This is a genomic window from Bacteroides sp. AM32-11AC (genome assembly GCF_003603515.1).
In the GTDB taxonomy this organism is placed as follows: domain Bacteria; phylum Bacteroidota; class Bacteroidia; order Bacteroidales; family Bacteroidaceae; genus Bacteroides; species Bacteroides uniformis.
This window is the reverse complement of the sequence record NZ_QTNH01000020.1, coordinates 1-26,122: the sequence shown is the minus strand read 5'-3', so window position 1 is coordinate 26,122 and position 26,122 is coordinate 1. Positions and strand designations below refer to the sequence as shown.

General features: G+C 46.0%; 22 protein-coding genes. 10 read left to right on the top strand and 12 right to left on the bottom strand.

Annotated features, from left to right (window positions below; genetic code table 11):
* The first annotated feature begins 16 nt into the window (after positions 1-16).
* Genes nadB through DW800_RS18120 form a run of 3 tightly spaced genes read left to right on the top strand, consistent with a single transcriptional unit; the run spans position 17 to position 5,569 of the window.
* Positions 17-1,588, top strand: coding sequence for an L-aspartate oxidase (nadB, locus tag DW800_RS18130; protein ID WP_005825234.1), 1,572 nt, complete (start codon positions 17-19; stop codon positions 1,586-1,588).
* 18 nt (positions 1,589-1,606) lie between these two features.
* On the top strand, positions 1,607-3,355 hold the full coding sequence (locus tag DW800_RS18125; RefSeq protein WP_117688945.1) for a transglutaminase domain-containing protein: 1,749 nt from the start codon (positions 1,607-1,609) through the stop codon (positions 3,353-3,355).
* 30 nt (positions 3,356-3,385) lie between these two features.
* Positions 3,386-5,569, top strand: a complete 2,184-nt coding sequence (locus DW800_RS18120; RefSeq protein WP_005833973.1) for a DUF3857 domain-containing protein — start codon at positions 3,386-3,388, stop codon at positions 5,567-5,569.
* On the opposite strand, the gene DW800_RS19745 is transcribed toward DW800_RS18120, so the two are convergent.
* Both DW800_RS19745 and rbr read right to left on the bottom strand, forming a co-directional pair.
* Complete coding sequence (locus DW800_RS19745) at positions 5,566-5,706, bottom strand: hypothetical protein (RefSeq protein WP_155517507.1); 141 nt, start codon at positions 5,704-5,706, stop codon at positions 5,566-5,568. The genes DW800_RS18120 and DW800_RS19745 overlap by 4 nt on opposite strands.
* A 134-nt stretch (positions 5,707-5,840) precedes the next feature.
* Positions 5,841-6,419, bottom strand: a complete 579-nt coding sequence (gene rbr / locus DW800_RS18110) for a rubrerythrin (protein ID WP_005825226.1) — start codon at positions 6,417-6,419, stop codon at positions 5,841-5,843.
* A 321-nt stretch (positions 6,420-6,740) separates the two neighbouring features.
* On the opposite strand from rbr, the gene DW800_RS18105 reads away from it, so the two are divergent.
* Positions 6,741-8,423 carry a SulP family inorganic anion transporter gene (locus DW800_RS18105; RefSeq protein ID WP_005825218.1) on the top strand — a complete coding sequence of 561 codons (1,683 nt, stop codon included), beginning with the start codon at positions 6,741-6,743 and terminating at the stop codon, positions 8,421-8,423.
* A gap of 7 nt (positions 8,424-8,430) precedes the next feature.
* Positions 8,431-9,270 (top strand): DNA/RNA non-specific endonuclease, encoded by an 840-nt coding sequence (locus DW800_RS18100; protein ID WP_008662282.1) that lies wholly within the window; start codon positions 8,431-8,433, stop codon positions 9,268-9,270.
* A 5-nt stretch (positions 9,271-9,275) separates the two neighbouring features.
* Here DW800_RS18100 and DW800_RS18095 read toward each other — a convergent pair whose 3' ends face one another.
* Both DW800_RS18095 and DW800_RS18090 read right to left on the bottom strand, forming a co-directional pair.
* Complete coding sequence (locus tag DW800_RS18095) at positions 9,276-9,785, bottom strand: flavin reductase family protein (protein ID WP_117704094.1); 510 nt, start codon at positions 9,783-9,785, stop codon at positions 9,276-9,278.
* Between the two features lie 10 nt (positions 9,786-9,795).
* Positions 9,796-10,569, bottom strand: coding sequence for a radical SAM protein (locus tag DW800_RS18090; RefSeq protein ID WP_044469124.1), 774 nt, complete (start codon positions 10,567-10,569; stop codon positions 9,796-9,798).
* 250 nt (positions 10,570-10,819) lie between these two features.
* Here DW800_RS18090 and DW800_RS18085 point away from each other — a divergent pair, with 250 nt between their 5' ends.
* Both DW800_RS18085 and DW800_RS18080 read left to right on the top strand, forming a co-directional pair.
* A complete protein-coding gene (locus DW800_RS18085; protein ID WP_117588639.1) occupies positions 10,820-11,263 on the top strand; it encodes a hypothetical protein in 444 nt (147 codons plus the stop codon).
* Positions 11,256-11,459 (top strand): helix-turn-helix transcriptional regulator, encoded by a 204-nt coding sequence (locus DW800_RS18080; protein ID WP_008662275.1) that lies wholly within the window; start codon positions 11,256-11,258, stop codon positions 11,457-11,459. Before DW800_RS18085 ends, DW800_RS18080 begins: the two co-directional genes overlap by 8 nt.
* A gap of 80 nt (positions 11,460-11,539) precedes the next feature.
* Here DW800_RS18080 and DW800_RS18075 read toward each other — a convergent pair whose 3' ends face one another.
* Positions 11,540-13,585, bottom strand: coding sequence for a helix-hairpin-helix domain-containing protein (locus tag DW800_RS18075; RefSeq protein ID WP_034522924.1), 2,046 nt, complete (start codon positions 13,583-13,585; stop codon positions 11,540-11,542).
* Positions 13,586-13,682: 97 nt separating this feature from the next.
* Between DW800_RS18075 and DW800_RS18070 the strand changes: the two genes are divergently transcribed.
* Entirely contained in the window at positions 13,683-14,315 is a 633-nt protein-coding gene (locus DW800_RS18070; RefSeq protein ID WP_005833968.1) for a DUF4294 domain-containing protein, read from the top strand.
* On the opposite strand, the gene DW800_RS18065 is transcribed toward DW800_RS18070, so the two are convergent.
* From DW800_RS18065 to DW800_RS18055, 3 genes are all read right to left on the bottom strand, one after another.
* Positions 14,310-15,050, bottom strand: a complete 741-nt coding sequence (locus tag DW800_RS18065; RefSeq protein WP_005825207.1) for a DUF5131 family protein — start codon at positions 15,048-15,050, stop codon at positions 14,310-14,312. The genes DW800_RS18070 and DW800_RS18065 overlap by 6 nt on opposite strands.
* A 129-nt stretch (positions 15,051-15,179) precedes the next feature.
* On the bottom strand, positions 15,180-16,142 hold the full coding sequence (locus DW800_RS18060) for a YitT family protein (protein WP_005825206.1): 963 nt from the start codon (positions 16,140-16,142) through the stop codon (positions 15,180-15,182).
* 301 nt (positions 16,143-16,443) lie between these two features.
* Positions 16,444-16,971: an RNA methyltransferase gene (locus DW800_RS18055; protein ID WP_009037513.1), complete on the bottom strand. Its 528-nt coding sequence runs from the start codon at positions 16,969-16,971 to the stop codon at positions 16,444-16,446.
* Between the two features lie 464 nt (positions 16,972-17,435).
* Between DW800_RS18055 and nadA the strand changes: the two genes are divergently transcribed.
* Positions 17,436-18,374, top strand: coding sequence for a quinolinate synthase NadA (gene nadA / locus DW800_RS18050; protein WP_117704090.1), 939 nt, complete (start codon positions 17,436-17,438; stop codon positions 18,372-18,374).
* A gap of 101 nt (positions 18,375-18,475) precedes the next feature.
* Here the strand turns inward: nadA and DW800_RS18045 are convergent, their stop codons facing one another.
* From DW800_RS18045 to leuS, 3 genes are read right to left on the bottom strand one after another with little or no spacing between them, the layout of a single operon-like run.
* Complete coding sequence (locus DW800_RS18045; RefSeq protein WP_005833965.1) at positions 18,476-19,054, bottom strand: non-canonical purine NTP diphosphatase; 579 nt, start codon at positions 19,052-19,054, stop codon at positions 18,476-18,478.
* A 37-nt stretch (positions 19,055-19,091) separates the two neighbouring features.
* Positions 19,092-19,994, bottom strand: a complete 903-nt coding sequence (locus DW800_RS18040; protein ID WP_005825197.1) for a YitT family protein — start codon at positions 19,992-19,994, stop codon at positions 19,092-19,094.
* A gap of 5 nt (positions 19,995-19,999) precedes the next feature.
* Positions 20,000-22,837 (bottom strand): leucine--tRNA ligase, encoded by a 2,838-nt coding sequence (gene leuS, locus DW800_RS18035; protein ID WP_009037512.1) that lies wholly within the window; start codon positions 22,835-22,837, stop codon positions 20,000-20,002.
* A gap of 548 nt (positions 22,838-23,385) precedes the next feature.
* On the opposite strand from leuS, the gene DW800_RS18030 reads away from it, so the two are divergent.
* Positions 23,386-24,264 carry a DMT family transporter gene (locus DW800_RS18030; protein WP_117704091.1) on the top strand — a complete coding sequence of 293 codons (879 nt, stop codon included), beginning with the start codon at positions 23,386-23,388 and terminating at the stop codon, positions 24,262-24,264.
* A gap of 72 nt (positions 24,265-24,336) precedes the next feature.
* Here DW800_RS18030 and DW800_RS18025 read toward each other — a convergent pair whose 3' ends face one another.
* Positions 24,337-25,998, bottom strand: a complete 1,662-nt coding sequence (locus tag DW800_RS18025; RefSeq protein ID WP_117704092.1) for an IS1182 family transposase — start codon at positions 25,996-25,998, stop codon at positions 24,337-24,339.
* Positions 25,999-26,122: the final 124 nt, after the last annotated feature.

The following is a 26,122-nucleotide window of genomic DNA, read 5'->3' as shown; positions in this document are numbered from 1 at the left end:
TTAATACACAAAACCTATGGTAAGAAAGTTCGATTTTCTCGTTATCGGCTCCGGACTTGCCGGTATGAGTTTTGCGCTGAAAGTAGCGCATAAAGGAACAGTAGCCCTCATTTGTAAGGCAGGTTTGGAAGAGGCAAACACTTATTTTGCACAAGGAGGTATCGCCTCTGTCACCAATCTGGCCGTAGACAATTTTGAAAAGCATATCGAAGATACCATGATTGCGGGTGACTGGATAAGCGACCGTGAAGCTGTAGAGAAGGTGGTGCGCAATGCCCCCGAACAAATCAAGGAGCTTATCAAATGGGGAGTGAACTTCGACAAAAAGGAGGACGGAGAGTTTGACCTGCACAAAGAAGGCGGCCACTCCGAATTCCGCATCCTCCACCATAAGGACAATACGGGTGCAGAGATACAGACCAGCCTCATTGAAGCTGTGAAGCAACACCCCAACATCACCGTACTGACCGACCATTACGCTGTGGAAATCATTACCCAGCATCACCAGGGAATCATCGTTACCCGCCACACCCCCGGCATCAAGTGCTACGGTGCCTATGTGCTGAACGAAGCGACGGGCGAGGTGGATACCTTCCTTTCCAAAGTCACCATCATGGCAACGGGCGGTTGCGAAGCCGTTTACCGCCATACCACCAACCCGCTGGTGGCCACGGGAGACGGCATTGCCATGGTCTACCGTGCCAAGGGAGCAGTGAAAGACATGGAATTCATCCAGTTCCATCCCACAGCCCTTTTCCATCCGGGAGACCGCCCCTCGTTCCTCATCACCGAAGCCATGCGCGGTTATGGCGGCGTGCTGCGTACCAAAGACGGAAAAGAATTCATGCAGAAGTACGACCCGCGACTCTCACTGGCCCCGCGTGACATTGTGGCGCGTGCCATCGACAACGAAATGAAACAGCGCGGTGAGGACCATGTGTATCTGGACGTCACCCACAAAGACCCCGAAGAAACCAAGAAGCACTTCCCTAACATATACAAGAAATGCCTCAGCATCGGTATAGACATTACAAAGGAATACATACCGGTAGCCCCCGCCGCCCATTATCTCTGCGGTGGCATCAAGGTGGATTTGGACGGACAGAGCAGCATCCGCCGCCTGTACGCCATCGGCGAATGTTCGTGCACCGGACTGCATGGCGGCAACCGTCTGGCAAGCAACTCACTGATTGAAGCCGTGGTTTATGCCGACGCGGCAGCCAAACACGCGCTGAGCGTACTGGAACGTTATGACTTCAACGAAGACATTCCCGAATGGAACGACGAAGGTACCATCTCCACCGAAGAACGTGTCCTCATCACACAAAGCATGAAGGAAGTGAACCAGATTATGGAGGCATACGTAGGCATTGTCCGCAGCAATACCCGGTTGACACGTGCATGGAACCGCCTGGACATCCTTTACGAGGAGACAGAAGCACTCTTCAAGCGTAGCAAGGCTACCCGAGAGCTGTGCGAACTGCGCAACATGATAAACGTAGGATACCTGATAACAAAGCAAGCCATGGAACGCAAGGAAAGCCGCGGACTGCATTACACGATAGACTATCCGCACGCCAAGAAATAAACATAAATCCTCTCCATCATGAGGAAACAATATTTCTCTTTCATTTTTTTGTATATTTTCTCAAGCTGTCTCTACAGTCAGACGATGGACGACAATATCATCATCAACTGCTGTGAAGACAGCTATGTTTTCAAAGAAGGACCAGGAGACAACCCCATCGTACAAAACACCCGAAAGACCGAATATGAAGCCTTGCGGATGGGAGCTACCGTACAACCTCATATGTTCTATGGCGAATTCATCTCTCTGGACGAAGCCAAAGCCAAGGGAGTACTTGCCCCCAAAGCTATCCACCGCCATGCCACACCGGAAAATGTATTCTTCGACGATACCCGCATCTGCTACTTCAACCTCTCCCTAAGCCGGCAGGGGAAAAAGGCGGCCGTACAGTTCAGCCGTACCTTCCATGACCTGCACTACTTTACACGCATCTACTTTCCGGAGGAATACTTCATCCGCAAGAAACGTATCACCGTCACCATTCCTGCCGCACTGTCCCGTTTCCGGCTGGTGGAGAAGAACTTCGGTCCCGGCATCCGGTGTGAAAAGAGCGTGAATAAGGAAGGGGATTCCCTTTTTGTCTACACCTTAAAAGGAGTGCCTGCCACCCGAAAAGAAGAAGCCGCCCCTGCAGACAACTGCCTCTATCCCCATCTGCTGGTAACCGGTCCCTTTGCCGATGTACAGGCCATGTACCGCTGGCTGAACGGACTGGCCGAGGTGGACTGCACTCTCCCCCAAGCCGAAATGCTGACGGATGAAATTACTGCCGGATGCACCGATGAACTGGAGAAGATACGCCGCACCTATGCCTACGTACAGCAGAACATACGCTACATCGCCTTTGAAAACGGATTGGCAGGACATCGGCCCGACCGGCCTGCCGAAGTGCTGCGCAAGCGTTACGGCGACTGCAAGGGAATGGCACTCCTGCTGCGCACATTGCTGAAAGCCCAAGGATTCGATGCCCGAATGGCCTATATCGGTACGGACGACATCGCCAGTTCTCCCGACGAAGTGCCGACACTGGCTGCCATCAACCATGCCTTCTGCCTTCTTTTCCATCAAGGGAAAAGATATTGCCTGGATGCCACCTACCGATACCTACCGCCCGAAGACATCCCCCAAGGTATACAAGGCCGAAAAGCACTGGTAGAAAACGGAGACAGCTGCCTGATACTGACTCTTCCCCAGCAGGATGCCTCTACCTCTACGGACAGTCTCAATTATCACTATCGCTTGATGACGGACAGCAATCCCCCTACCCTGAAAGGCACCGCCATCCGCGTAAGTACGGGCGAATACAAGGAATACCTGCTCAGTCTCTACCATGACACCCCCAAGGAGAAGCAGACAGACCTGCTAAACAATCAGATAAACAATACCGCTGCCGTACAATCGGCCGATGGAGAGTACTGCCTCGAAGCAGACCCGCACGAAGATTTCTTCCACCAGCCCATTGACACCACCCGCCGCAAGCAGGATTACCTACTGCCGTGGAGATGCCGTATTATACGCGAGGTAACGATTGATATTCCACAAGGATATGCCGTGTCTTATTTGCCTGCAGACTTTCACATTGAAACGAATCAGGGCATCCTCAGTTGCTCCTACCGCGCCGGAGCAGGATATATCCACTTCCGAAAAGTGATGGAGATACGCAGAAAACGTATTCCACTTGCTCTTATCCCTGCTTGGAATGATGCCCTGCGACAATGGAAAAAAGCCTGCAACGAACAGATAGTAATCCGGCAAAGCACCCTTTAAACAAATAATTGAACATAAAACGCCATCACCATGAAAACAACACGTTTTTTCCTACTGCTGCTGATGTTACTTGCCACTTCGGGACTGAATGCCCAAAAGGAAGAAGACAAATATGCTGCGCTCGTAAGCGAAGTGCGCAATGAAGTATGGTCGCTGAACCTGCCCGACTTTAAAAATATGACTGTACCCGAGAAATACAGAAACGAACCCGCCGTTATCCTTGCCGTACACAGCCGTCTGGAGGTAACCCGGAAAACCAAGTTGGACTGGTGGGGAATGGGATTGACCAAACAACAGATAACCTGCCGCAGCATCTACCGCCAAATGGTATACATCAACAGCCAAAGTGCACTGGAAGAGATGTCACAGTTCAGCTTCCTTTCCCAGGAAAAAGAACGCTACACCCGTAATGAACAACAGCGTATACTGGGTGTGCGCATCATCAAACCGGACGGAACAATTCAGGAAACAGACCCGCAGGAGTACATGGAAACCGATGAAGGCGGCCACCCACGTAGCCGCAACATCCAAGAGAAATGGAACAAGCTGGCCGTACCCGGACTGGAAATCGGAGACATCATCGACTTGTTCTTCGTACGATACACCATACTGAACAACCAGAATCCCGAACCTTTCGGTTTTTACTTTATGGACAGCTATCCTCTGCTTGCCTATTCCGTCCATTGCGAGATAGACCCGAAGCTGAGCACTTTCTACCGTTGCCTGAACGGAGCAAGGGACTTCGACCATAGCACCGATACCGAAGGAAACCATATCCTCGACTTGCATACCGGAGACTCCGGACGTGTCATTCCCGACTTCTGGTACAACAGTGCCCGGCAAACGCCCATGATTCTGATGTACATCTACAACAGCAAGACACCCTATGCCTGGATGCCACCCAGCGCCCGCAAGCCGGGACTATATGCCAACCCCAATCCAAAACTGATGACAGATGACACACGTGCCTCCATGAAGGCTCCCGGCACCAACTGGTCCGGTCTGCGCAGCGGACGGAAAGGCGAAATATCCAAAGCCCTCAAAGCCCGTCAAGCCGAAGGATGGAGCGATAAGAAACTGATGGACTACCTCTACCAATACTGCTATTACCGGTATATGGAAAACGGTGCAGACTATACTCCCGCCAGTTTCATCCTGCTGATGCACGAACTTCTGGAAAAAGCAGGTATTCCCCACCGGACAGGAATCACGACCAAAGATACTCGGGAGCCTCTGGACCAGCTCATCAACTACAGCAATACCACTTGGTTTATCTATCTGGAATCCAACGGAAAATGCTATACTCCACCGGCCTGCTATGCTGTTCCCGGTGAAGTGCCTGCCAGCCTGCAAGGCGAAGAAGCCATACTGGAAGACAACACATGCCTTACCCTTCCCTCCACCACCCCCCAAGACAACCGGGATATGGCTACCATAAACGCTTCTATAAGCGGCACCACTCTCCACATCAGCCGCCGGGAAGAGATGAGCGGTGCACTGAAAGAACACTTCCAACCCTACCTCATTATGGACGAGGACCTTTACAACTCCGTTCGTCGCCAACTGGGTATTACAGCCACCATCTACGACGAAACCAAAGAAAAATTCCATGCCGACCTGCGCGAAAGTTACCGCCGTGAACGGGAACAGGAGAAAGAGCGTTACCGTAATGAAATCATCGGTTATCATGGCTCGGAAGAAGGACTGGAAACACTCCTCGGCTACCAGCTTTTCAGCATCGGAAACCGGGCAGACAGTGCGGCACTTGCCTATCAAGTGGACTATGTACTGGACGGATACGTAAAGAAAGCGGGTACAAACTTTGTTCTCTCCGTAGGTCGGTTGATAGGGTCACAGCCAGAGCTGAAAGGCGAACAACGCCTGCGCAAGGAGGACATTTATTGGGAGATGCCCCGTTGTTACCAATGGGACATCACAGTCAATCTGCCGGAAGGTTATCGAATTTCTCCCGAAGGCCTGGAAAGACTGAACGTAAAAGTAGAAAACGACTGCGGCGCTTTCATTGTCCAAGCCACCACTGAAGACGGAACATTAAGAATAAAAGCCGAAAAACGCATCAACCACAAGACGGAACCGGTAGCCAACTGGGAGAAACTGCTTGAAATAACCGATGCTGCCAACAGTTATGAAGCACTTTCAATAGTGTTTCAAGCAACCATTAATCCCCCTACATCTCCAACAACCGGCTATTAATCCTTCTCTGCCCGCTGCAGCATCGCCATACACAGCTTGCTGTCGTACTGTACAGCCACTGCAAAACGACTGCATACTTTTTGCAGCGTCACTGCATACCGGTTTGCAGCAGCACTGCAACAGTTTTGCAGTCGCACTGCAATTTGTTTGCAGTGACGCTGCAGCAAATGTGCAGCAATTACAAGCTATATGACTGTCACAGCAAACAAAAAGCCCCGCAGAGCTTGCTTTCGCTCTGCGGGACTTTGTTCTCTCTATGAGGAAATTATCATCAATAGTTTGACTTCTTTACTTCGAAGTAAGCCTGCGGATGCAAGCAAGCCGGGCATACCTGAGGAGCTTCCTTACCGGTGTAGATGAAACCACAGTTGCGGCACTGCCATACCACTTCGCCTTCCTTGGCAAATACGCTGGCAGTCTCTATATTCTGGATAAAAGCGCGATAACGTTCTTCGTGTCCCTTTTCGGCAATGGCGATGTTACGGTACATAAGAGCGATTTCGGGGAAACCTTCTTCGTCTGCAATATCAGCAAACTTAGGATAATCCAATGACCATTCTTCGTGTTCGCCGGCAGCAGCTTCCTGAAGATTTTCCAGGGTAGTGCCGATAACACCTGCAGGATAAGAAGCGGTGATTTCCACCATACCGCCTTCCAGCCACTTGAACATACGTTTAGCGTGTTCCTTTTCCTGGTCAGCCGTTTCTGTGAAAATAGCGGCGATTTGTTCGTAACCTTCTTTCTTGGCTACACTTGCAAAATAAGTGTAACGCATTCTTGCTTGTGATTCACCAGCGAATGAAGTCAGCAGATTCTTCTCAGTCTGAGTTCCTTTAACACTTTTAGCCATAGTCTCTTTTTTTATTAGTTAATATAATTACGTATAAATGTCGTTCGTACTGTTTATAAACAACACAAAATTACGAATTTAGTTTGAAATAATCACACCTCTGCCCCATCGGATTTATCTATCGTCTTATAGAAAGAATCTATCTTCACCGATAACCCGAAGAGGTATTTCAGACATAATTAATAGCACATATCTGATAAGGAAAACAAAATACATCACAGTTGTGTTCACTAATATCCATTATTTTATCTACTTTTGCAGGCAATTTGCAATATATACATTACATTCTGTATAAAAAAACGTATAAAAAAGTAGATTATAATGAAAGCGTTCGGATTCAGACCAAAGCTATACACGGCTTTAAAAAATTACTCTAAAGAACTGTTCATGGCAGACCTGATGGCAGGTATCATTGTAGGTATCGTTGCCCTCCCGCTTGCCATTGCATTCGGTATCGCCTCCGGCGTATCACCGGAGAAAGGTATCATTACGGCTATCATAGCCGGTTTCATCATCTCCCTGATGGGCGGGAGCAAGGTACAGATTGGAGGACCGACCGGTGCGTTCATCGTCATTATCTATGGCATCATCCAGCAATACGGTGAATCGGGGCTTATTGTCGCCACACTGATGGCAGGCGTACTGCTCATCCTGCTGGGAGTGTTCAAGCTGGGAGCTGTCATTAAGTTTATCCCCTATCCCATCATCGTAGGTTTTACAAGCGGTATTGCCGTCACCATCTTCACTACGCAGATTGCCGACATTTTCGGGCTGACGTTCGGAGGAGAGAAAGTTCCGGGAGACTTTGTAGGAAAATGGATGATTTATTTCCGACATTTCGATACCGTAAACTGGTGGAACACGATTGTAAGTATTGTCAGCATCTTCATCATTGCCATTACACCGCGGTTCTCGAAGAAGATTCCGGGGTCACTTATTGCCATCATCGTGGTGACAGTGGCAGTCTGGCTGATGAAAGTATATGGAGGCATTGATTGTATCGATACCATCGGCGACCGTTTCAGCATCCGTGCCGAACTGCCGGATGCCGTGATGCCTGCCCTGGATTGGGAAGCGATAAAGAACTTGTTCCCCGTAGCCATTACAATCGCTGTACTGGGTGCCATCGAATCTTTGCTGTCTGCCACCGTGGCCGATGGTGTGATAGGCGACAAACACGATTCCAACACGGAACTGATAGCACAAGGTGTTGCCAACATGGCTACCCCGCTGTTTGGCGGTATCCCTGCCACCGGAGCCATCGCGCGTACCATGGCAAACATCAACAACGGAGGAAAAACTCCCGTAGCAGGCATGGTGCATGCAGTGGTATTGCTGCTTATCCTACTGTTCCTCATGCCGCTGGCACAGTATATCCCAATGGCTTGCCTGGCGGGTGTACTGGTCATAGTATCCTATAACATGAGTGGTTGGCGTACGTTCAAGGCATTATTGAAGAATCCTAAATCGGATGTCACGGTACTGCTGATTACTTTCTTCCTGACCGTCATCTTCGACCTGACTATTGCCATTGAAGTAGGTCTGGTGATTGCCTGCGTGCTGTTTATGCGCCGCGTCATGGAGACTACCGAAATATCCGTCATCAAAGATGAAATAGACCCGAATGCAGAATCGGACATTGCAAGCAATGACGAGCACCTGATAATCCCCGAGGATGTGGAAGTATATGAAATAAACGGTCCTTACTTCTTCGGCATCGCCACCAAATTCGAAGAAATCATGGCGCGGCTGGGCGACCGCCCCAAAGTGCGCATCATCCGCATGCGTAAAGTTCCGTTCATCGATTCTACCGGTATCCACAACTTGACAAGCCTTTGTGAGATGTCCCAAAAGGAAAAAATAACCATTGTGCTCTCCGGTGTCAATGAAAAGGTACATAAGGTACTGGAAAAATCGGGCTTCTATGAGCTGTTGGGCGAAGAAAATATCTGTCCGAACATAAATGTGGCACTGGAAAGGGCCAAAATGATTATCCAACACTAATCCCGGCATGGCACGAAAAAAAAAGAAACAATCGCAAGGCGTCTATTATCTTATATTGTTTATATGTGCGGTCTGCCTTGCCTATGAACCCGTTGCAAAGATACTTTCGGATGCCAGGCAAAAGAGTTCTACGCCTGCCAAGATAGAACTCACGGCAGGCACACGCCTTGAAATACCGGCAAAGCTGAAGAACGTCTCCGAACAGATTCTCCAGCGGAAAGGCTACACAGTATCCTACAACAAAGATTTAAAGATACCCAACTGGGTAGCCTGGGAACTCACTCCCGAAAAACTGGTGGAGCGTGAAAGCCGTACAGACAAGTTCCTGCCCGACCCCGACCTGCCTGAGCACGAGGCAGTAACCACCGATGACTACAAAGGAGCCGGCATGGACCGCGGACATATGTGTCCGGCCGGTGACAACCGCTGGCACTGGAAAGCCATGCAAGAGAGCTTCTACATGACAAACATTTGCCCGCAGAACCACAATCTAAACCGTGGCGACTGGAAAGAACTGGAAGAGTCATGCCGCCGTTGGGCACAAGAAGAAGGCAAGATATACATTGTATGCGGTCCTATTCTCTATGACCAACGTCACCGTACCATTGGTAAGAAGCACAAAATTACAGTGCCCGAAGCATTCTTCAAGGTCGTTCTGTGTGCAGACAGCAATCCCCCCAAAGCCATCGGCTTCATTTATAAGAATGCATCAGGCAATCATCCGTTGGACAGCTACGTCAATACAGTGGACGAAGTGGAACGGATTACAGGTATCGACTTCTTCCCCGCCCTTCCGGATGAAATAGAAGAGAAGGTGGAAGCCGAATATGACTTGAAACTGTGGTAAAGGAGCTATTCCTTTATCCAGGCATCTACAATCTCGGCTACATAAACCCGGTGCAATCCACCGTGGTCACCGCCATACCAACGCTCGTAGACGGAATGGTCGAGAAAGAGTTCTTCTTTCATATCGGTAATGAAAAGCTTGCGGCACTCCAATCCCAGGCGGTCCTGCTCAAAGAGAATGTTTCCCCGCTCGGTAACGATAGGATTCAGACCAGTTTCCTTTACCTTATCCACTTCCCTACCCGATTTACTGCCACAAAGGTTGTAAATGCTCCGGTTTTCCTTTCCTAAAAAAGAAAGGGTGAAATATTCGTTCTCCTCCATAAACTCATACGTATAGCGCTCGGAACGAATAAAGACAAACACCACCGGCTTGTTCCAAAGCCAGCCAATACCTCCCCAACTGGCAGTCATGGTGTTGAAATGTTCTTTACTGCCTGCCGTAACCAGCATCCACTCTTTGCCTATCACTTCGAAGAAGTTCTCGCTTAAATCTTTAATTGCTATTGATTTCATAAGTATATTATTAATAAGAAACACTTACCGATATACCCGTTTCCCGTATCCGTTCCGCAATGCGATCCAGTTCCTCGCGGGTGGCCTTCTGCAAATCATGGTCGGGCGTTTCGCGGTCGATGGTATAAATCATCACTTGGCGGGGAGCAATCTCCTTGACAGCTTCCAGCCAGGGAAGAACAAATTTATCGGATGTATTATCCATATCTTGTCCTTTATAACTTCCTTTGAGAAACATGGTCTGGATAATGCAGTTCCCTTTGAACGCTTTCATCCCTTCTATAATCTCCCGGATGGAGTAATGTCCGGTAGGACGGTCAAGTACACGGATATACTCTTCATCTACCGTATCCAGTTTAAGGATGTTGTTGTCAATCTTGTTCAAAGCCTCGAATACGGCAGGACGATGAATAAAGGTAGAATTGCTCAGTACGCTCACCTTTGCATTCGGAAAATACTTGTCGCGCAAGGCAAGTGTATCTTCTATGATTTCGGGGAAACGGGGATGTGCCGTCGGTTCTCCATTACCGGCAAAAGTCAGTACATCCGGTGTAGGTCCGTTTTGCTGCATGTCCCGCAGACGGGCTTCAAGGGCCGAACGGACTTCTTCGCGCGTAGGCAACGGCTGTTTGGGACGATAGTCGGCATTGAAGCCACATTCACAGTAAATGCAGTCGAAAGTGCATACTTTGCCGTCTGCCGGCAATAAATTTATTCCCAAAGATACTCCCAGACGGCGAGAATGAACGGGACCGAATATGGGAGATGGATAAATGACAGTCATACTATTTACGATTTGACGATTTACGGTTTGATTAATGCTTAAACAATCTTACCGCTCCAAAGTTAAGTGAAAACTATGGTATCTGGCAATGTTCGGCTTGCAAAAGTTTACCCATAAAAGAAAATATTCCCTTTATAAAGCATACATCTCATGTTAAAAAAGTAAATCATACATTACATTTTATCTATTTTACTTGTTTATATGTAAAGTATACATTACATTTGCAGATAGCATCTAAATGCATAGTATTATGAGAAAGAACTATTTATTTCCAACCACTTTCAGAAAGATAGGTTGGTGTTTATTTGTCCCATTCGCCATCACGTCCTTCATCTGCCTTTTCGACGGCAGCAATGAAGATTGGTTGAAGGTAAACGCGTTGTCAGTAATTCCCTGGGGTATTATCAAGAACTCTTTATTCGACGAGTTGAGTATGATAGGGCTTACGGTTTCACTCTTGTTCATAGCTTTCTCAAAAGAAAAGGACGAAGATGAATGCATTGCCAATATTCGTTCAAACTCTCTTATCTGGGCTACCATAACAGCGTATTCCCTACTGATAGTATGCACTATGCTGATTTATGACATGCAATATCTTAATTTTGTATTTATAGACTTGTTCATGATATTGTTTCTGTTCATCATAAAGTACAACATTGAACTTTATAAATTTAGGAGGAGCAACAATGACTAATACATTAAGGGTAGAAAGAGCCATCAAGCATATGACCCAACAGCAATTGGCTGAAGCCATAGGAGTGAGCCGGCAAACCATCAATGCCATAGAATCGGGAAAGTATGTCCCTTCCACCTTGCTGTCATTGAAAATATCAGAGATATTCGGAAAGACTGTAAATGAAATTTTCATGTTGGAAGAAAGTGACAGATAAAGAGAAGACTCTAAAAAACTGTTTTAATTTTATTTCAGTTTTCTTCTGAGGCAACCTGAAAAATAAAATTAAAACAGTTTCTAAAACTTGATACGCAGTTGCATCTGCAAGTCCGCTTTCCTATTTCCCGGTATCTCATCATTGCCCGAACCAATCGTCTCCCTATCCTGATAAACCGTCTGTCCGAATTTGGCAAGAAACATGAAGTTCTTACTCAAATCATATCGCAGATGAGCGGAGTAACGGAACCCTTTGCCATAGAAGGAAGGGGTATAGAAAGTATATAACAATCCACGCTCGGAGGCGTAAACACGCGAATCGTAATCGTCCGTATGAAACCAGGTTCCCTGCACGGAAACTGACAGAGGGAAGGGGAAAGTGTACGAGCAAAGTTGAGTACACTGATAACCTTGCCGTCTATCAAAGCGATACCCTTTCCCATCCTGCTGACGGAAGTGGTTATAATCTATTGTAGTACGAAAGATATATCTTCCCGGCATATAGGTCAGCCGATAACGGAGTTTATGGTGATAAATAGGTTCGATAACTGCACCGCTTGTACCCGTCACGTCTCTTTCTTTCTGTTTGTACCGATAATTAAAATACATCGAAAGGCTCTTTCGAGGAGTATAAGTAACCTGAAACATGACATCCACTCCCTTTGAGGGCTTACTTATACGGTATTTCCACCAAGGAAAAGAAAACACATCCAGTGAAGTGAAAAACTTCCACCGGGCGAAAGGTGTGGCCTCTGCTGCCAGATACCATCCGTTCTCATTCTGCGGCATACTGCTTTCGCCAAAGGAACGCCCAAACAAAGTCCAATAATCATATGAATAATACCGGTGAACAAGTAGCAGATGATAATCGGAAGAAAGATTATACTTCAGCCGGTTCAGCAACGCATAGCCTTTACTGCCGGTTGCCGCTTCCCCCACCCAGACAAAACGGCCCAGACGATACCTATAATCCATGCCCACATTATAGAAATCACTTCCATGAAGATTGTACTTTGCATACTTGTTCAACCGAGGCTTGTAAGGATGGTTGAAAAAATAGTAAATCCCCGTCACTCCCACCTTCAGAGAGTTCTTTTCATAGGTCATGTTTCCACCTATCACCTGCAAGGCAAAGGCATTCATTTTATCTGCCTCCTTCTGCGTGCGATGCAATCCCGTCTTGTAAATGGAAGTTATCTCGCCATCCTCCACCACACCGTCCATGGAGCGATGCGAATAGAAAGCCGAAATATCCAAGTAAGGCAATACTCCCACCGTTGCCGCCACTCCCCGGAAATAATTGTACTCATCGGTAGAACTATGCTTACGGATGCCTCCGGTACGATATTCTGTTGTAGACATAGAGAATGTTTTTCCTAAACGAAAATCCGTACTAAGTACCAGTCCCTGCCCGAAGCTCAGACGGTAATTGCCCAATGCCAAAGCCTTCAGCCGCCCCAGATTCTTTATCAGAAAATAGAAAGAATAGTAATCATAGCCTTTTCTGTTGTGCAGGGCAAAGAAGGGTTCTCCGGCATCCTTCTCTCCCGTCACGCCTATTTGGAGATAATCTCCATAATGAAAATTATAGCGCAAAGAATGGTAAAGGGAAGGTCCCAGGTAATTCTTCTCATATCCTTTACGGATATAGAACGGTACATCCAAACGTGCCAATGTTTCGTGTTTCCCGTATTTCAGTATAGATTTTAAAGCAGGATACCCCCTACCCGCTTTCACTGCCCGCACACAGACAAAGGGCAGCAGTAGGTCGATGGTACGTTTATCCATCTCCTCCACCAGTTGCAATTCATAAATGGTCTGCATCTGTCCGTGTATATAGACATAAGCCAGAAGATTCTCTATCTGTATATCCGTAAGAAAAGGAAACTGCTCCAATTGCCGTTTAGTGGCGGCATTGAGGTTGACAGGCTCTTGCAGACGTCGGGACAACTCCTCCAATTCATCTTCCCAACCGTATTCTTCCTCATTCCCGATGGAAAGTTGTTCCAAATTTTCTTCCAAAAGAAGTAAAGGCTGTTCTTTCTGAAGGCCGGATATATTTTGAGCTTCAAGCATAGGAGTCATTGACAGCATACTTACAAAAACTCCTATCTTGAGTAATTCCATTAATAGTAGGTCACTTTCATGTTTTGGGAAGCGAAGTTACCTTAAATAAGTTAATTGAGCAAGGAAAAATCAACATGATGCAACAACATTACACAGAATGGTGTACTTTTGCAACATGAACGCAAGGCTTAACATAGTAATACTCATCATGTTTCTTTCTCTCGGAAGCCTGAAATGTTTTGCACAGCAGCAACCACAGTCTGCTGCGCAAAAGAGTGTCTATCTTACTCCCATGTGCGTTTACGAAGGAGATACCATCCCTTATGTCAAGCTCCCCACTGTCTACATCTTCAAGCCGCTTAAATTCAAGAACAAGCGCGACATGAACAAGTACTACAAACTCATTCGTGACGTAAAGAAGGTACTTCCCATCTCCAAGGAGATTAACCGTGCCATCATTGAAACCTACGAATACATGATGACCCTGCCCACCGAGAAAGCCCGCCAGAAACACATGAAAGCAGTAGAGAAAAGCTTGAAGGAGCAATACACTCCCCGCATGAAGAAACTTACCTTTGCCCAAGGCAAACTGTTAATAAAACTGGTAGACCGACAGACCAACTCCACCGGATATGAACTGGTAAAAGCTTTTATGGGCCCTTTCAAAGCCGGTTTCTACCAGACTTTTGCCGCACTCTTCGGCGCCAGTCTAAAAAAACAATACGACCCTATGGGAGACGATGCATTGACCGAACGGGTGATATTGATGGTAGAAAGCGGACAATTATAAACTGATGTTTATTCCCGCCTTGCGTGCCTGCGAATGTTGAAATTGGCGTTTCACATTATATGTCTTTCCGTCTTTGACGAACTTAGAACCGGTCTGCTTGAACCAGAAGTCCACTTTATTTTCCACACAAATTCTGCGAAGGTCCATCACCCATTCAAAATCACAAGGGCGGGCTTCGTAACCGGATTCTCCCCCTGCAACTATCTGTTCAATCCATTCGCCAACAGCATAAGTACTTAAATCTATCCTTTCCAGCAGCGGTTCACAGATTATTATCTTATGCTTTATGGGAGCTCTCCTATAGATGGGCAAGCGATAATCGGCGCAAGTCTGGTTTTCAACCGTACAACAAATGGTTACATTATCATATCCGTCTCCCCAATCATCGGGCAGACAGTCAGAAAAACGGTCTATACGCTTGGTAATCATCATAAAATGCAGGTCACTGCGACAACGAATCATCTCCCATGCTTCGGCCCGCCATTTGTCAGCATCTTCCACAAAGAAATCGGAAGTAAAGCAGGTGTAGACAAATGTTCCAGGTGGTATCTTGAATTCTCCGTTACGCTTTTTACGCAAAGGCAGGTCAAAGTTTTTTGTCCGCACCACCACCGAACTGTCCACCTCTCGTCGGGCATCACCACGATAAACATAACAATGCTTGCAACCTGCACTCAATTTATGGCAACCATGCCATAAGTTCCACATCATCGACTTCGCAACAATACCGTTCATTCAAACAAAAAACTTATCGTTAACACCATGTTGAAAACTATGTTAGCAACACAAATAATTAGTTATTAAACAATTGATATTAAGCTATATATTCAGTTAATAATAGAATGAACAATTGTTTATTACTACCTATTCGGGTTGTACCTCTCCTGCCATCGGAAGCTCTTTCCAACCTTCACCAAATGCATCATAAGCATCGGTAACCACTACAAAAGCCTTTGGGTCTACTTCCCTTATCTTCTGCTTGATACCTACCACTTCCTTGTAACTCACCACAAGAAACAGCATTTCCTTGTCTACATTGGTATAAAGACCACTACTCTTGATGCAAGTGGCTGTACGGTCCAAATCTTTAAGAATATAGTCGTGCAAAGCGGTAAGGCGCATATCACTGATGACAAACAGTATCTTGTCATTCTTCTCCCCATTTATCACATAGGCCAATACCCTTGAAGTGACAAAAATAGCTATCAGTGAATAGAAAGACAAATGCCACGAAGGTTGTGTAGCATCATCCGGATTTCCGATACCGAAACCGATAACCAATAGGCCGAATCCCACCACAATACCATCTACCAGCAGTATCGCCTTTGAAAAACGTATATGGCAATATTTCTGCAATATCATCGCCACAATATCCGTACCTCCTGTAGTAGCCCGGCTACGCACTACAATACCACAGCCTATACCGATAACCACCGCACCAATCACAGAAGTCAGCATCAAATGGTCGGACATATTCAGACTGCCACCCAGCAACTGTGTAGGGTCCAACTGATGGAGCGCTTCTTCAGAAGGATAGGAGAGGAGAGACAGCACATTCATGGCAAGCGGAGTGAATAGTGCCGCCACGATAGTACGTGCTCCCAATTTTGCTCCCAGTACCAGCACGGAAATGATAAGCAAAGGAATATCAAACATATAACCGAAAGTACCTACCTGAATAGAAGGGAACAGATTATGAAGCACAATACTGGCTCCATACACCCCGCCAGGAACAAGATTATAAGGATTGATAAAGTAAACAAAACCTGCTGCCAGAATAGTACAACCTACAAAAATGCCTATCCATGAAGATATTATCTTTTTCATATCGATATGATTTATATATATTCAGCAAATATACAAAAAATAAGAAAAGACACCAACTGTACAGCAAGTTTTCCACATACAACCGATATGTGTTGAATACATGGTTAACAAAAAGGATAAATTAGGAGATAAAGCATTAATTTACAATGAATGAAGTGGTTGATTATAAAAATAAACCACTGTTCATAAAATCTCTCATCATACCTATATAGAACTAGTTTATTGGAGCTATAAATCCAGCGTGTTGCATCTATAGCTCCAACAAACCCGATATATTGACAGCTTATTAACAGCCCTGTTATTATCTCAGTTTCTTGAATAAATCCCAAATAACAATACCCGCCGTAACCGATACATTCAACGAATGCTTTGTGCCGTATTGAGGAATTTCAATGCAACCGTGCGAATGGTCAATCACTTCTTGTTGAACACCCTTCACTTCATTTCCCATTACCACAGCATACTTTTTAGTCTTGTCCAGCACCAGTTCGTCCAGCATCACACTACCTTCTGCCTGCTCTACAGAATAAACGATGTATCCCTCGGATTTTAGGTTATCAACAGCTTCAACAGAGTTATCAACATATTTCCAATCTACGGTAAATTCCGCTCCCAAAGCTGTTTTGTGCATCTCCGGATGGGGTGGGATAGCTGTAATGCCACAAAGATAAATGCACTCGATGCGGAAAGCATCCGAAGTACGGAAAACGGAACCTATATTATGGAGACTGCGGATATTATCCAATACCACTACCAAAGGCAGTTTTTCGGCTTCCTTAAATTCCTCTACACTAATACGATTCAGTTCAGTTATCTTCAGTTTACGCATGACAATATACTTTTAAATCTCCCTGCAAAGATACTTTTTTCCGTTTATATCCCGGTTAATAACCGTTGAAAAGGTGTCAATACAATAGGGAAACAATTTTAAAAATAATCCTTGCATTATTCAAAGGTCTGCATATTACAGCAGTGAAACGAACAAACCAAAAAAGTTAAGGAGAATTTTCCAGGCTTCATTCAACATATTTTTCAGCCTGGTTTCATCGGTTTATAACTCTAAAGTTATTAACTTTGCATATTATTAACAACATGTTAATGCTGTTTAGCAGAAGTCTTATTATCAACGGATAAACTTAAAAACCCCGGTTTATAAGCATAAGAGTAAAATTCAGCTTGATACTAATAACTTCATGGGCAAGAAAAATCGTATTTATTTGTCCACACTATTAACAGCCTATCATCACTATCAAAGGATTTTTAAAGAAGAAAGAGAAATTAAAAAATATAATTATGGATAATCTTATAGAAGCTATCAAGCAGCTGAAGAAGGAGAAGAACGCAATCATTCTGGGCCATTACTACCAGAAAGGTGAAATACAGGATATAGCCGATTACGTGGGCGACAGTCTGGCTTTGGCACAATGGGCAGCCCGGACGGAAGCGGACATTATCGTGATGTGCGGCGTTCACTTCATGGGAGAAACGGCAAAGGTGCTTTGTCCCGACAAGAAGGTACTGGTGCCCGATATGGCGGCAGGCTGTTCGTTGGCAGACAGTTGTCCGGCAGACAAATTCAGTCAGTTTGTCAAAGAGCATCCCGGATATACGGTGATATCCTATGTGAACACAACGGCTGCCGTAAAGGCGGTGACCGATGTGGTGGTAACTTCTACCAATGCAAAGCAGATTGTGGAAAGCTTCCCCAAAGATGAGAAAATAATCTTTGGCCCGGACCGGAACTTGGGTAGTTATATCAACTCCATTACCGGAAGAAATATGTTATTATGGGATGGCGCATGCCATGTACACGAGGAATTCTCGGTTGAAAAGATTGTTGAAATAAAACGGCAGCATCCCGATGCGGTGGTACTGGCACATCCCGAATGCAAGAGTACAGTCTTGAAACTGGCCGATGTGGTAGGCTCTACGGCAGCTTTGCTGAAGTATGCAGTGGCACATCCCGAAAAGAGCTACATTGTAGCTACCGAAAGCGGTATCCTGCACGAGATGCAGAAACAATGCCCGCAGACAACATTTATTCCGGCTCCTCCCAACGACAGCACTTGTGCCTGCAATGAATGCAGTTACATGCGGCTGAATACACTGGAAAAGCTTTATGATTGTTTGAAAAACGAATCACCGGAAATAAAGGTGGATGCTGAGATTGCAGAAAAAGGAGTGAAACCGATTAAGAGGATGTTGGAAATATCGGCTCAACTGGGGTTATAATGTGCTGATATGCTAATGTGCCAATGTGCTAATGACCTTTCGGCGTGACAGCGCAGCCAATTAGCACATTGGCACATTAGCATATCAGCACATTAAAAACATTATCTCATTAAGAACTTACACAACTTGTTAGTGGCCAATGCCCGGTGACTGATTTTATTCTTCAGTTCATTCCCCATTTCTGCAAAAGTCTGCGTATATCCTTCGGGAATGAATATGGGATCGTAACCGAAGCCTGAAGCGCCTTTTCTGTTTTTCGTGATTTCTCCTTTCACGATGCCTTCAAACAGATGTTCCTTTCCGTCGATGATAAGTACAAATACGGTACGGAATTGTGCCTTACGGTTCTCGATGCCCTCCATATCTTTCAGCAACTTCTTCATGTTTGCTTCCGAATTGTGTGCATCGCCGGCATAACGGGCGGAATATACACCCGGTGCCCCACCAAGGGCCTCCACTTCCAAACCGGTATCGTCGGCAAAACAGTCCAGATGATAGTTATCGAAGATATATCTTGCTTTCAGCAAAGCATTTCCTTCAAGTGTGTCTGCAGTTTCCGGAATGTCAGTATCGCATTTGATATCCTTCATGCTGAGAAGTTCGACCTTCTCTCCCAAAATGGCAGTTACTTCTTCCAGTTTGTGTGAATTGTTGGTGGCAAATACAAATTTCTTTCTCATATTATGTTCTCCTTATACTTGTGGCTTATACAAGTCCCTATTTCACTTTCAACCGGTCGAAACCTTCTCCGTATACACCGATGACGGAACTTTGGGAAATGAAAGCGTTCGGGTCTATATCTTTCACCATCCGGAATATTTCTACCGATTGGCGTTTGTAGGCAAGGACGACCAGTACCTTCACGTTGTGTTTACTGTACCAGCCGATACCGTCGAGTACCGTTACACCGCGATGGGTTTCTTTGGTGATGCGGTCGGCAATCTTTTCATATTCTTTGGAGAAAATAAAGAATTGAACGGATTGCCGGGCACTGTTGACTATGTAATCCAGTACAAATCCGATGACAAACAAAGTTACAAAACCGAATATCACGCGTCGCCAGTCATGGAATACCACATAGCAGGAACTGATGATAATGAAGTCGCAAGCCATAATCATGCGTCCCAGCGTGACATCCTTGTATTTATGGATGATGGCTGCAATGATGTCCGTACCTCCCGTGCTGCCGTTGCAGTTGAACACGATACCCAGTCCGGCACCGCACATTGCCGCACCTATCAGGCAAGCCATGAAGTCTTGTCCTTCGCCCAGCAGTTGGGGAGGGACGCCGTCCGAACCGTTCACCAGCAACTGAAAAAACCATAAGAAGAAAGTGAGTCCGAAGATGGCAAACGTAGTCTTGATACTGAACTTCGGTCCGAGTATCTTGATGGCAAAAGTCATCAGTACGGCATTGATGATGAAGTATGACCACTGGATGGGAAATCCGGTGGCATAATAGATGATGGCACCGATACCGGTAGTACCTCCGGTCGTAATCTGATAGGGAATGAGGAATGCCGCCCATCCCAGTGCATAGCTGATGAGTCCCAGAGTGATGAAGATATAATCCTTCAGCTCTCTCGTCACTTCCGCTTTGGTTGGTTTTGTAATTTGCATATCTGTTATTTGACAACGATGTTCACAATCTTCTTCGGCACTACGATTACTTTGACGATGGACTTGCCTTCCATCCATTTTTCAGAACGTTCGTCGGCCAATACAGCAGTCTGGATGGCATCCGATGCCGCATCTGCCGGGAACTCCATGTTGAACCGTGCTTTTCCGTTGAAGGAAACCGTATAGTTGACCGTATCTTCCACCAGGTATTCTTCGTTGCATACCGGCCACTTGGCATCGCATACGGAGCCTGCATTGCCCAGTGTCTCCCACAACTCTTCGCATACATGCGGAGCAAAGGGAGCCAGAACGATGATAAACTGGTTCAGGATTTCCTTCTTGCTGCATTTCATTCCGAACAGCTCGTTTACACAAATCATAAAGGCACTGATACTTGTGTTGTAAGAGAATTGCTCGATGTCTCCCGTCACTTTCTTAATCAGTTTATGGAGGGATTTCAGTTCTTCCTTGGTGGCAGGTTCATCCGTTACCAGATAATTGTCGTTGCGGTCGTAGAACAGTGACCAGAACTTCTTGATGAAGCGGTGCACACCGTCTATTCCGTTTGTATCCCACGGCTTTGATTGTTCTACCGGGCCGAGGAACATTTCGTACATGCGGAGAGTGTCGGCACCGTATTTGTCGACAATCATATCGGGATTGACAACGTTGAACATGGATTTACTCATCTTTTCCACAGCCCATCCGCAGATGTACTTGCCGTCTTCCAGAATAAACTCGGCAGTTTCGTATTCTGGACGCCATGCCTTGAAGGCTTCAAGGTCCAGAACATCATTGGATACGATATTCACATCCACGTGGAGTGGGGTAGTGTCGTACTGGTCTTTCAGATTCAGGGACACGAATGTATTGGTATCTTTGATGCGATAGACGAAGTTGCTCCGTCCTTGAATCATGCCCTGGTTCACCAGCTTTTGGAACGGTTCTTCGGCTACGGAAATGCCGAGGTCGTACAGGAACTTATTCCAGAAACGGGAGTATATCAAGTGACCGGTGGCATGTTCGGTACCGCCTACGTAAAGGTCTACATTGTGCCAGTACTCATCCGTTTTCTTGTCTACAAGTGCCTGGTTGTTGTGTGGGTCCATGTAGCGCAGATAATAGGCGCTTGAACCGGCAAATCCGGGCATAGTATTGAGTTCCAGCGGGAAGACGGTGATGTTGTCTATCTTTTCGTTTTCTACGACGCATTTGTTTACGGTATCCCAAGCCCATTTTGCGGCATGTCCCAATGGAGGTTCACCGGTTTCGGTAGGCAGGAATTTGGCTACTTCGGGCAGTTCCAAGGGCAGGGCGCTCTCGTCAATCATGTAAGGCATGTTGTCCTTGTAGTAAACCGGGAACGGCTCGCCCCAATAGCGCTGGCGTGAGAAGATGGCATCGCGCAGACGGAAGTTCACCTTTACACGTCCCAAGTTATGCTCTTTCACATATTTCTTGGTAGCGGCAATCGCTTCCTTGATGGTCAGCCCGTTCAGTGAGAGGTCGCAATAGGGAGTAACGCCTTCGCGTGGAGAGTTGCATACAATGCCTTCCTTGGCATCGAAGCTCTCTTCGCTTACATCGCAGCCTTCTACCAACGGACGAATTTCGAGACCGAAGTGCTTGGCAAAAGCATAGTCACGGCTGTCGTGCGCAGGCACAGCCATGATGGCACCCGTACCGTATCCTGCAAGTACATAGTCGCTTATCCAGATGGGAACTGCCTCACCGGTAAAGGGATTGATGGCATAGCTTCCGGAGAATACACCGGTAACGCTACGGTCGGCAATACGTTCGCGTTCGGTACGTTTCTTGGTGCGTTCCAGATAAGCGTTTACTTCATCTTTCTGTGTGTCGGTGGTAAGTTGCTGTACCAGTTCGCTTTCGGGAGCCAATACCATGAAGGTGACGCCGAACATGGTATCTGCACGGGTGGTGAAGATAGTGAATTCCAAATCGCTGTCTTTTACCTTGAATTCTATTTCAGCGCCTTCGCTGCGTCCTATCCAGTTCTTTTGGGTTTCTTTCAGGGATTCGGTCCAGTCGATGGTATCGAGTCCGTCCAGCAAGCGTTGTGCATAGGCAGATACACGGAGACACCATTGACGCATCTTCTTTTGAATGACGGGGAAGCCGCCTCGTTCGCTTACGCCGTCCACCACTTCATCGTTGGCAAGTACGGTTCCCAGCTGAGGGCACCAGTTTACCATCGTCTCGCCCAGATAGGCTATACGGTAGTTCATCAGGATTTCCTGTTGTTCCTTTTCGCTCTTGGCATTCCACTCTGCGGCGGTGAAACTCAGTTCTTCGCTGCAAGCCACGTTTATTCCTTCGGTACCGGTTTGGCTGAATGCTTCAATCAGTTCCTGGATGGGACGTGCCTGCTTTTCATCGTTGCAGTAGTAGCTGTTGAACATCTTTTGGAATGCCCATTGGGTCCAATGGTAATATTCCGGTTCGCAGGTACGGATTTCGCGGTTCCAGTCGAAAGAGAAACCTATCTTATCCAACTGTTCACGGTATCGGTTGATATTGTTGACGGTCGTAATTGCAGGGTGCTGTCCCGTTTGTATGGCATATTGTTCTGCTGGAAGTCCGTAAGCGTCATATCCCATGGGATTCAGTACATTGAAACCTTGCAGTCGTTTGTAGCGGGCGTAAATATCCGAAGCAATATATCCCAGCGGATGACCTACATGCAATCCCGCACCGGAGGGGTAGGGGAACATGTTCAGTACATAGAATTTTTTTTTCGTTTCGTCTTCCGTCACTTGGTAGGTTTTGTTTTCCACCCACCTTTTCTGCCATTTCTTTTCAATTTCCCTGAAATTGTATTCCATAGTGGTACTTATTAATATTTTGTTGAAAACATTGTTTATTCAATGGTTAAAACCGGTTAGTATTCGGTTAATATCGGTGCAAAGTTACGGGTTTATTTTCAGATTTGTAGCGAAGTAACATAAAAAACAATGGCAAAGACTTGATAATTCACTTTTTATTACTTACATTTGTGATGTGCTTTTAAAACTAATTTTTTGTTTGTAATACAAATAATAGCTAAATTAATTCAATAGGATATTTACTAAAAGATTTTTAGGATATAGCGAAGGATGAAGTCTGGGAAGATTTCATCTTTTGTGTTTTTTGTCTGTGTATTCGGCAGATTGTTGTTTATTATTCTGCCGATAAATGAGAGTTCGTTCAATAGGCTTCTAATAAGGGGTTTAAAGATTTACTAAAACTCGAAGGAAGATTTACTAAATCTTTCCTCCCGTTTTAGTAAATCTTCCTTCGAGTTTTAGTAAATCCTCCCTGAACATTATTTATGGTTGGTTTCATTGTATTGAAAAAAGAAAGTACGTATATTTGTGCGACTTGTCGGAAGTGTATGAACGCAATGAAAAATTATACTTATCATCTTGTTGCCGTCCTTACGGTAGGTATTTGGGGGCTGACCTTTATTTCAACGAAAGTATTGATTGGGCACGGTCTTTCTCCGCAGGAAATATTCTTGCTTCGTTTCCTGATAGCTTATATGGGCATTTGGCTTATTTCTCCCCGAAAACTGTTTGCCGACAATTGGAAAGATGAATTTTGGATGTTTTTAGGAGGCATGACAGGCGGTTCATTCTACTTTTTTACAGAAAATACAGCTTTGGAGATTACATTGGCGACGAATGTGTCGTTTATTGTCTGTACGGCTCCGTTGCTCACCACCATTCTTTCTTTGTGGATTTATAAAAAGGAGAAGGCCACCCGTGGATTGATGGCTGGTTCTTTGCTGGCGTTGGTTGGTGTGGCATTGGTGGTTTATAATGGTAGTTTTGTATTGGAGATTTCTCCTTTAGGTGATTTCCTTACTTTGCTTGCTGCTTTTTCCTGGGCATTCTATAGCTTGATAATGAGAAAAATGTCCAATTGTTATGGTATAACTTTCATTACCCGTAAGATATTTTTTTATGGAGTATTGACTATTCTTCCTGCATTTCTGATTCATCCCTGGAATTTCGACATTGCCCGTCTTCTCGAGCCGGCTATTCTGTTCAATTTACTTTTCCTGGGTGTATTGGCTTCCTTGATTTGTTTTGTAGTCTGGAACGTAGTATTAAAACAGCTGGGAACGATAAGAGCTTCCAACTATATTTATCTGAATCCTCTCTTCACTCTGGTAGGTTCTGCTTTTCTGCTTGGCGAACAGCTTACTATAGTTGCTTTGATGGGGGCGATACTGATATTGGGGGGAGTTTATTGGGCAGGAAAAAAATAAATACAAGATAAATGAGGGTGTGTCAAAACAGGCACATCCTCTTTTCATATCAGATACAGTTCGGCAGTTTGTCTATGCAGCCATTTCCCGCATCGGCGATTTTAAAAACTCCCAATTCATCCCATAAATTGTTCTTAAGCGTGTGTTTCCCCTACAAATTCGGTCAAGGGGTAGCTTAGAAGCTTCTTTTGCTATTTTTGCGCACATTTTCTTGATGTCAAAGGCAATGGCAAAGAAGGCAAAATCCATTGTGACCTTGTCTTTCCCAATATGTCGGAAACGGCGGTACGCCATGTTGTATTTCATCTGTCCGAATACGGCCTCAGGTTCTATGCACCGCTTTCCCCTGTGCTTGACCCCTTCTTCCGAAGTCAACCTTTCACGCGCCTTCCTTTTATATTGGTTCAACCGGTGGTTCACTTCGATGATGCGATTCCTCCGGGCTTTAAAGCAACCGCCACGCAGAGGACACCCTTCACATCTTTGTGCCTGGTACCGAGCACTTTCAGTGATATACCCGCTGGCTGTCTTGCCGCGTTTGGTTCCTATGCGGGTCATGTGCTGTCCCATGGGGCAAACGTAATAATCCCCTTCCGCATTGTAATGGAGGCTCTCCGCATGGAATGGATCGGGAACATAACGGGGACGTTGCTCTTTATGGAAGAAGTTGTATTTGACGAAGGCCTCTATCCCGTTCTCCCGCATGAACCTGTAGTTTTCTTCCGAACCATAACCGGCATCCGCCACACCTGTGCCGGGAAGCCTGCCATAGCGTTTCCTGAATGAATGGAAGAAAGGGATGAGCGTAAGTGTGTCTGTCGGGTTGGGGAAGAGGGCGAAGTCGGTAATGAACTGGTCCTCTGTGGCTATCTGCAGGTTGTATCCGGGTTTGGTCTGTCCGTTGTTCATGGCATCCTCCTTCATGCGCATGAAGGTGGCGTCATGGTCTGTCTTGGAATAAGAGTTGCGTTCCCCCAGTATCTCCAGATGTTTTTCGTATTCAGCCAGCTTCTCGCGATGAGCCTCAAGTTCCTTTATCCTTTTCCGCTTTTCACCGCGGGCCTTCTTCTGTTCCTTGTTGACCGGAGCAGGCTCACGGTCCAAGGCATTCTTGAGTTCATCCACTATTTCAGAAAGCATGGCCGGGGTAAATTCCACAGGTGTGTCTTGAGGGGCGTTCTCTTGCGCAATGGACTCATCCACCTGCTCCAAAAGGACGCGTATCCTGTCCATCAGTTTTGCCCGGTTCCTCTCAACGCTCTTGCGCCAGACAAAAGTGTATTTGTTGGCCTTGGACTCTATCTTCGTGCCATCGACATATTCCACGTCAAGGCTGATAAAGCCTTTGTCGGCAAGGATGAGGACCAACTGGGTGAAGACGTTGTTGATCTCATCCTTTACGCGGTTGCGGAAGCGGTTGATGGTGATGAAATCAGGCTTCTCATAACCGGCAAGCCAGATGTAATGGATGTCACGCAACAACAATTGCTCTATCTTGCGGCAAGAGTAGACATTGTTCATGTAAGCATAGAGAATAGCCTTGAGCATCATTTTGGGATGGTAAGGGCAGCGGCCGGTTTCCTTGTAAAGCCTCCTGAAATTATCAAGATCCAGACTGTCGACAATCGCATTGACTATGCGGACCGGAGCATCCGGTGCAATATCCTCATCGATTCTTTGAGGAAAAAGAACCGTTTGGTTGGGAGTGTAAGGACGAAAGTGTATCTTTGCCATAACTTTAAACTTATGCCTAAAGGTACGAAAACTTTAGGAAACAACAAAGCCCGGGCTTGGGAAAGTCTGGGCTTTGAGTATAAAACAATACTTCGTTAAATTTCATGCTGCATCAGCAGCGAAT

What these genes read in the sequence shown, in the direction of transcription:
- DW800_RS18125 (WP_117688945.1), top strand. Translation starts at nt 1,607, where the DNA reads ATGAGGAAACAATATTTCTCTTTCATTTTTTTGTATATTTTCTCAAGC.
- DW800_RS18040 (WP_005825197.1), bottom strand. Translation starts at nt 19,994, where the DNA reads ATGCAAATTACAAAACCAACCAAAGCGGAAGTGACGAGAGAGCTGAAG.
- DW800_RS18060 (WP_005825206.1), bottom strand. Translation starts at nt 16,142, where the DNA reads ATGAAAAAGATAATATCTTCATGGATAGGCATTTTTGTAGGTTGTACT.
- DW800_RS18025 (WP_117704092.1), bottom strand. Translation starts at nt 25,998, where the DNA reads ATGGCAAAGATACACTTTCGTCCTTACACTCCCAACCAAACGGTTCTT.
- DW800_RS18100 (WP_008662282.1), top strand. Translation starts at nt 8,431, where the DNA reads ATGGCACGAAAAAAAAAGAAACAATCGCAAGGCGTCTATTATCTTATA.
- DW800_RS18055 (WP_009037513.1), bottom strand. Translation starts at nt 16,971, where the DNA reads ATGCGTAAACTGAAGATAACTGAACTGAATCGTATTAGTGTAGAGGAA.
- leuS (WP_009037512.1), bottom strand. Translation starts at nt 22,837, where the DNA reads ATGGAATACAATTTCAGGGAAATTGAAAAGAAATGGCAGAAAAGGTGG.
- DW800_RS18090 (WP_044469124.1), bottom strand. Translation starts at nt 10,569, where the DNA reads ATGACTGTCATTTATCCATCTCCCATATTCGGTCCCGTTCATTCTCGC.
- DW800_RS18075 (WP_034522924.1), bottom strand. Translation starts at nt 13,585, where the DNA reads ATGGAATTACTCAAGATAGGAGTTTTTGTAAGTATGCTGTCAATGACT.
- rbr (WP_005825226.1), bottom strand. Translation starts at nt 6,419, where the DNA reads ATGGCTAAAAGTGTTAAAGGAACTCAGACTGAGAAGAATCTGCTGACT.
- DW800_RS18120 (WP_005833973.1), top strand. Translation starts at nt 3,386, where the DNA reads ATGAAAACAACACGTTTTTTCCTACTGCTGCTGATGTTACTTGCCACT.
- nadA (WP_117704090.1), top strand. Translation starts at nt 17,436, where the DNA reads ATGGATAATCTTATAGAAGCTATCAAGCAGCTGAAGAAGGAGAAGAAC.
- DW800_RS18070 (WP_005833968.1), top strand. Translation starts at nt 13,683, where the DNA reads ATGGTGTACTTTTGCAACATGAACGCAAGGCTTAACATAGTAATACTC.
- nadB (WP_005825234.1), top strand. Translation starts at nt 17, where the DNA reads ATGGTAAGAAAGTTCGATTTTCTCGTTATCGGCTCCGGACTTGCCGGT.
- DW800_RS18105 (WP_005825218.1), top strand. Translation starts at nt 6,741, where the DNA reads ATGAAAGCGTTCGGATTCAGACCAAAGCTATACACGGCTTTAAAAAAT.
- DW800_RS18045 (WP_005833965.1), bottom strand. Translation starts at nt 19,054, where the DNA reads ATGAGAAAGAAATTTGTATTTGCCACCAACAATTCACACAAACTGGAA.
- DW800_RS18030 (WP_117704091.1), top strand. Translation starts at nt 23,386, where the DNA reads ATGAACGCAATGAAAAATTATACTTATCATCTTGTTGCCGTCCTTACG.
- DW800_RS18085 (WP_117588639.1), top strand. Translation starts at nt 10,820, where the DNA reads ATGAGAAAGAACTATTTATTTCCAACCACTTTCAGAAAGATAGGTTGG.
- DW800_RS18065 (WP_005825207.1), bottom strand. Translation starts at nt 15,050, where the DNA reads ATGAACGGTATTGTTGCGAAGTCGATGATGTGGAACTTATGGCATGGT.
- DW800_RS18080 (WP_008662275.1), top strand. Translation starts at nt 11,256, where the DNA reads ATGACTAATACATTAAGGGTAGAAAGAGCCATCAAGCATATGACCCAA.
- DW800_RS18095 (WP_117704094.1), bottom strand. Translation starts at nt 9,785, where the DNA reads ATGAAATCAATAGCAATTAAAGATTTAAGCGAGAACTTCTTCGAAGTG.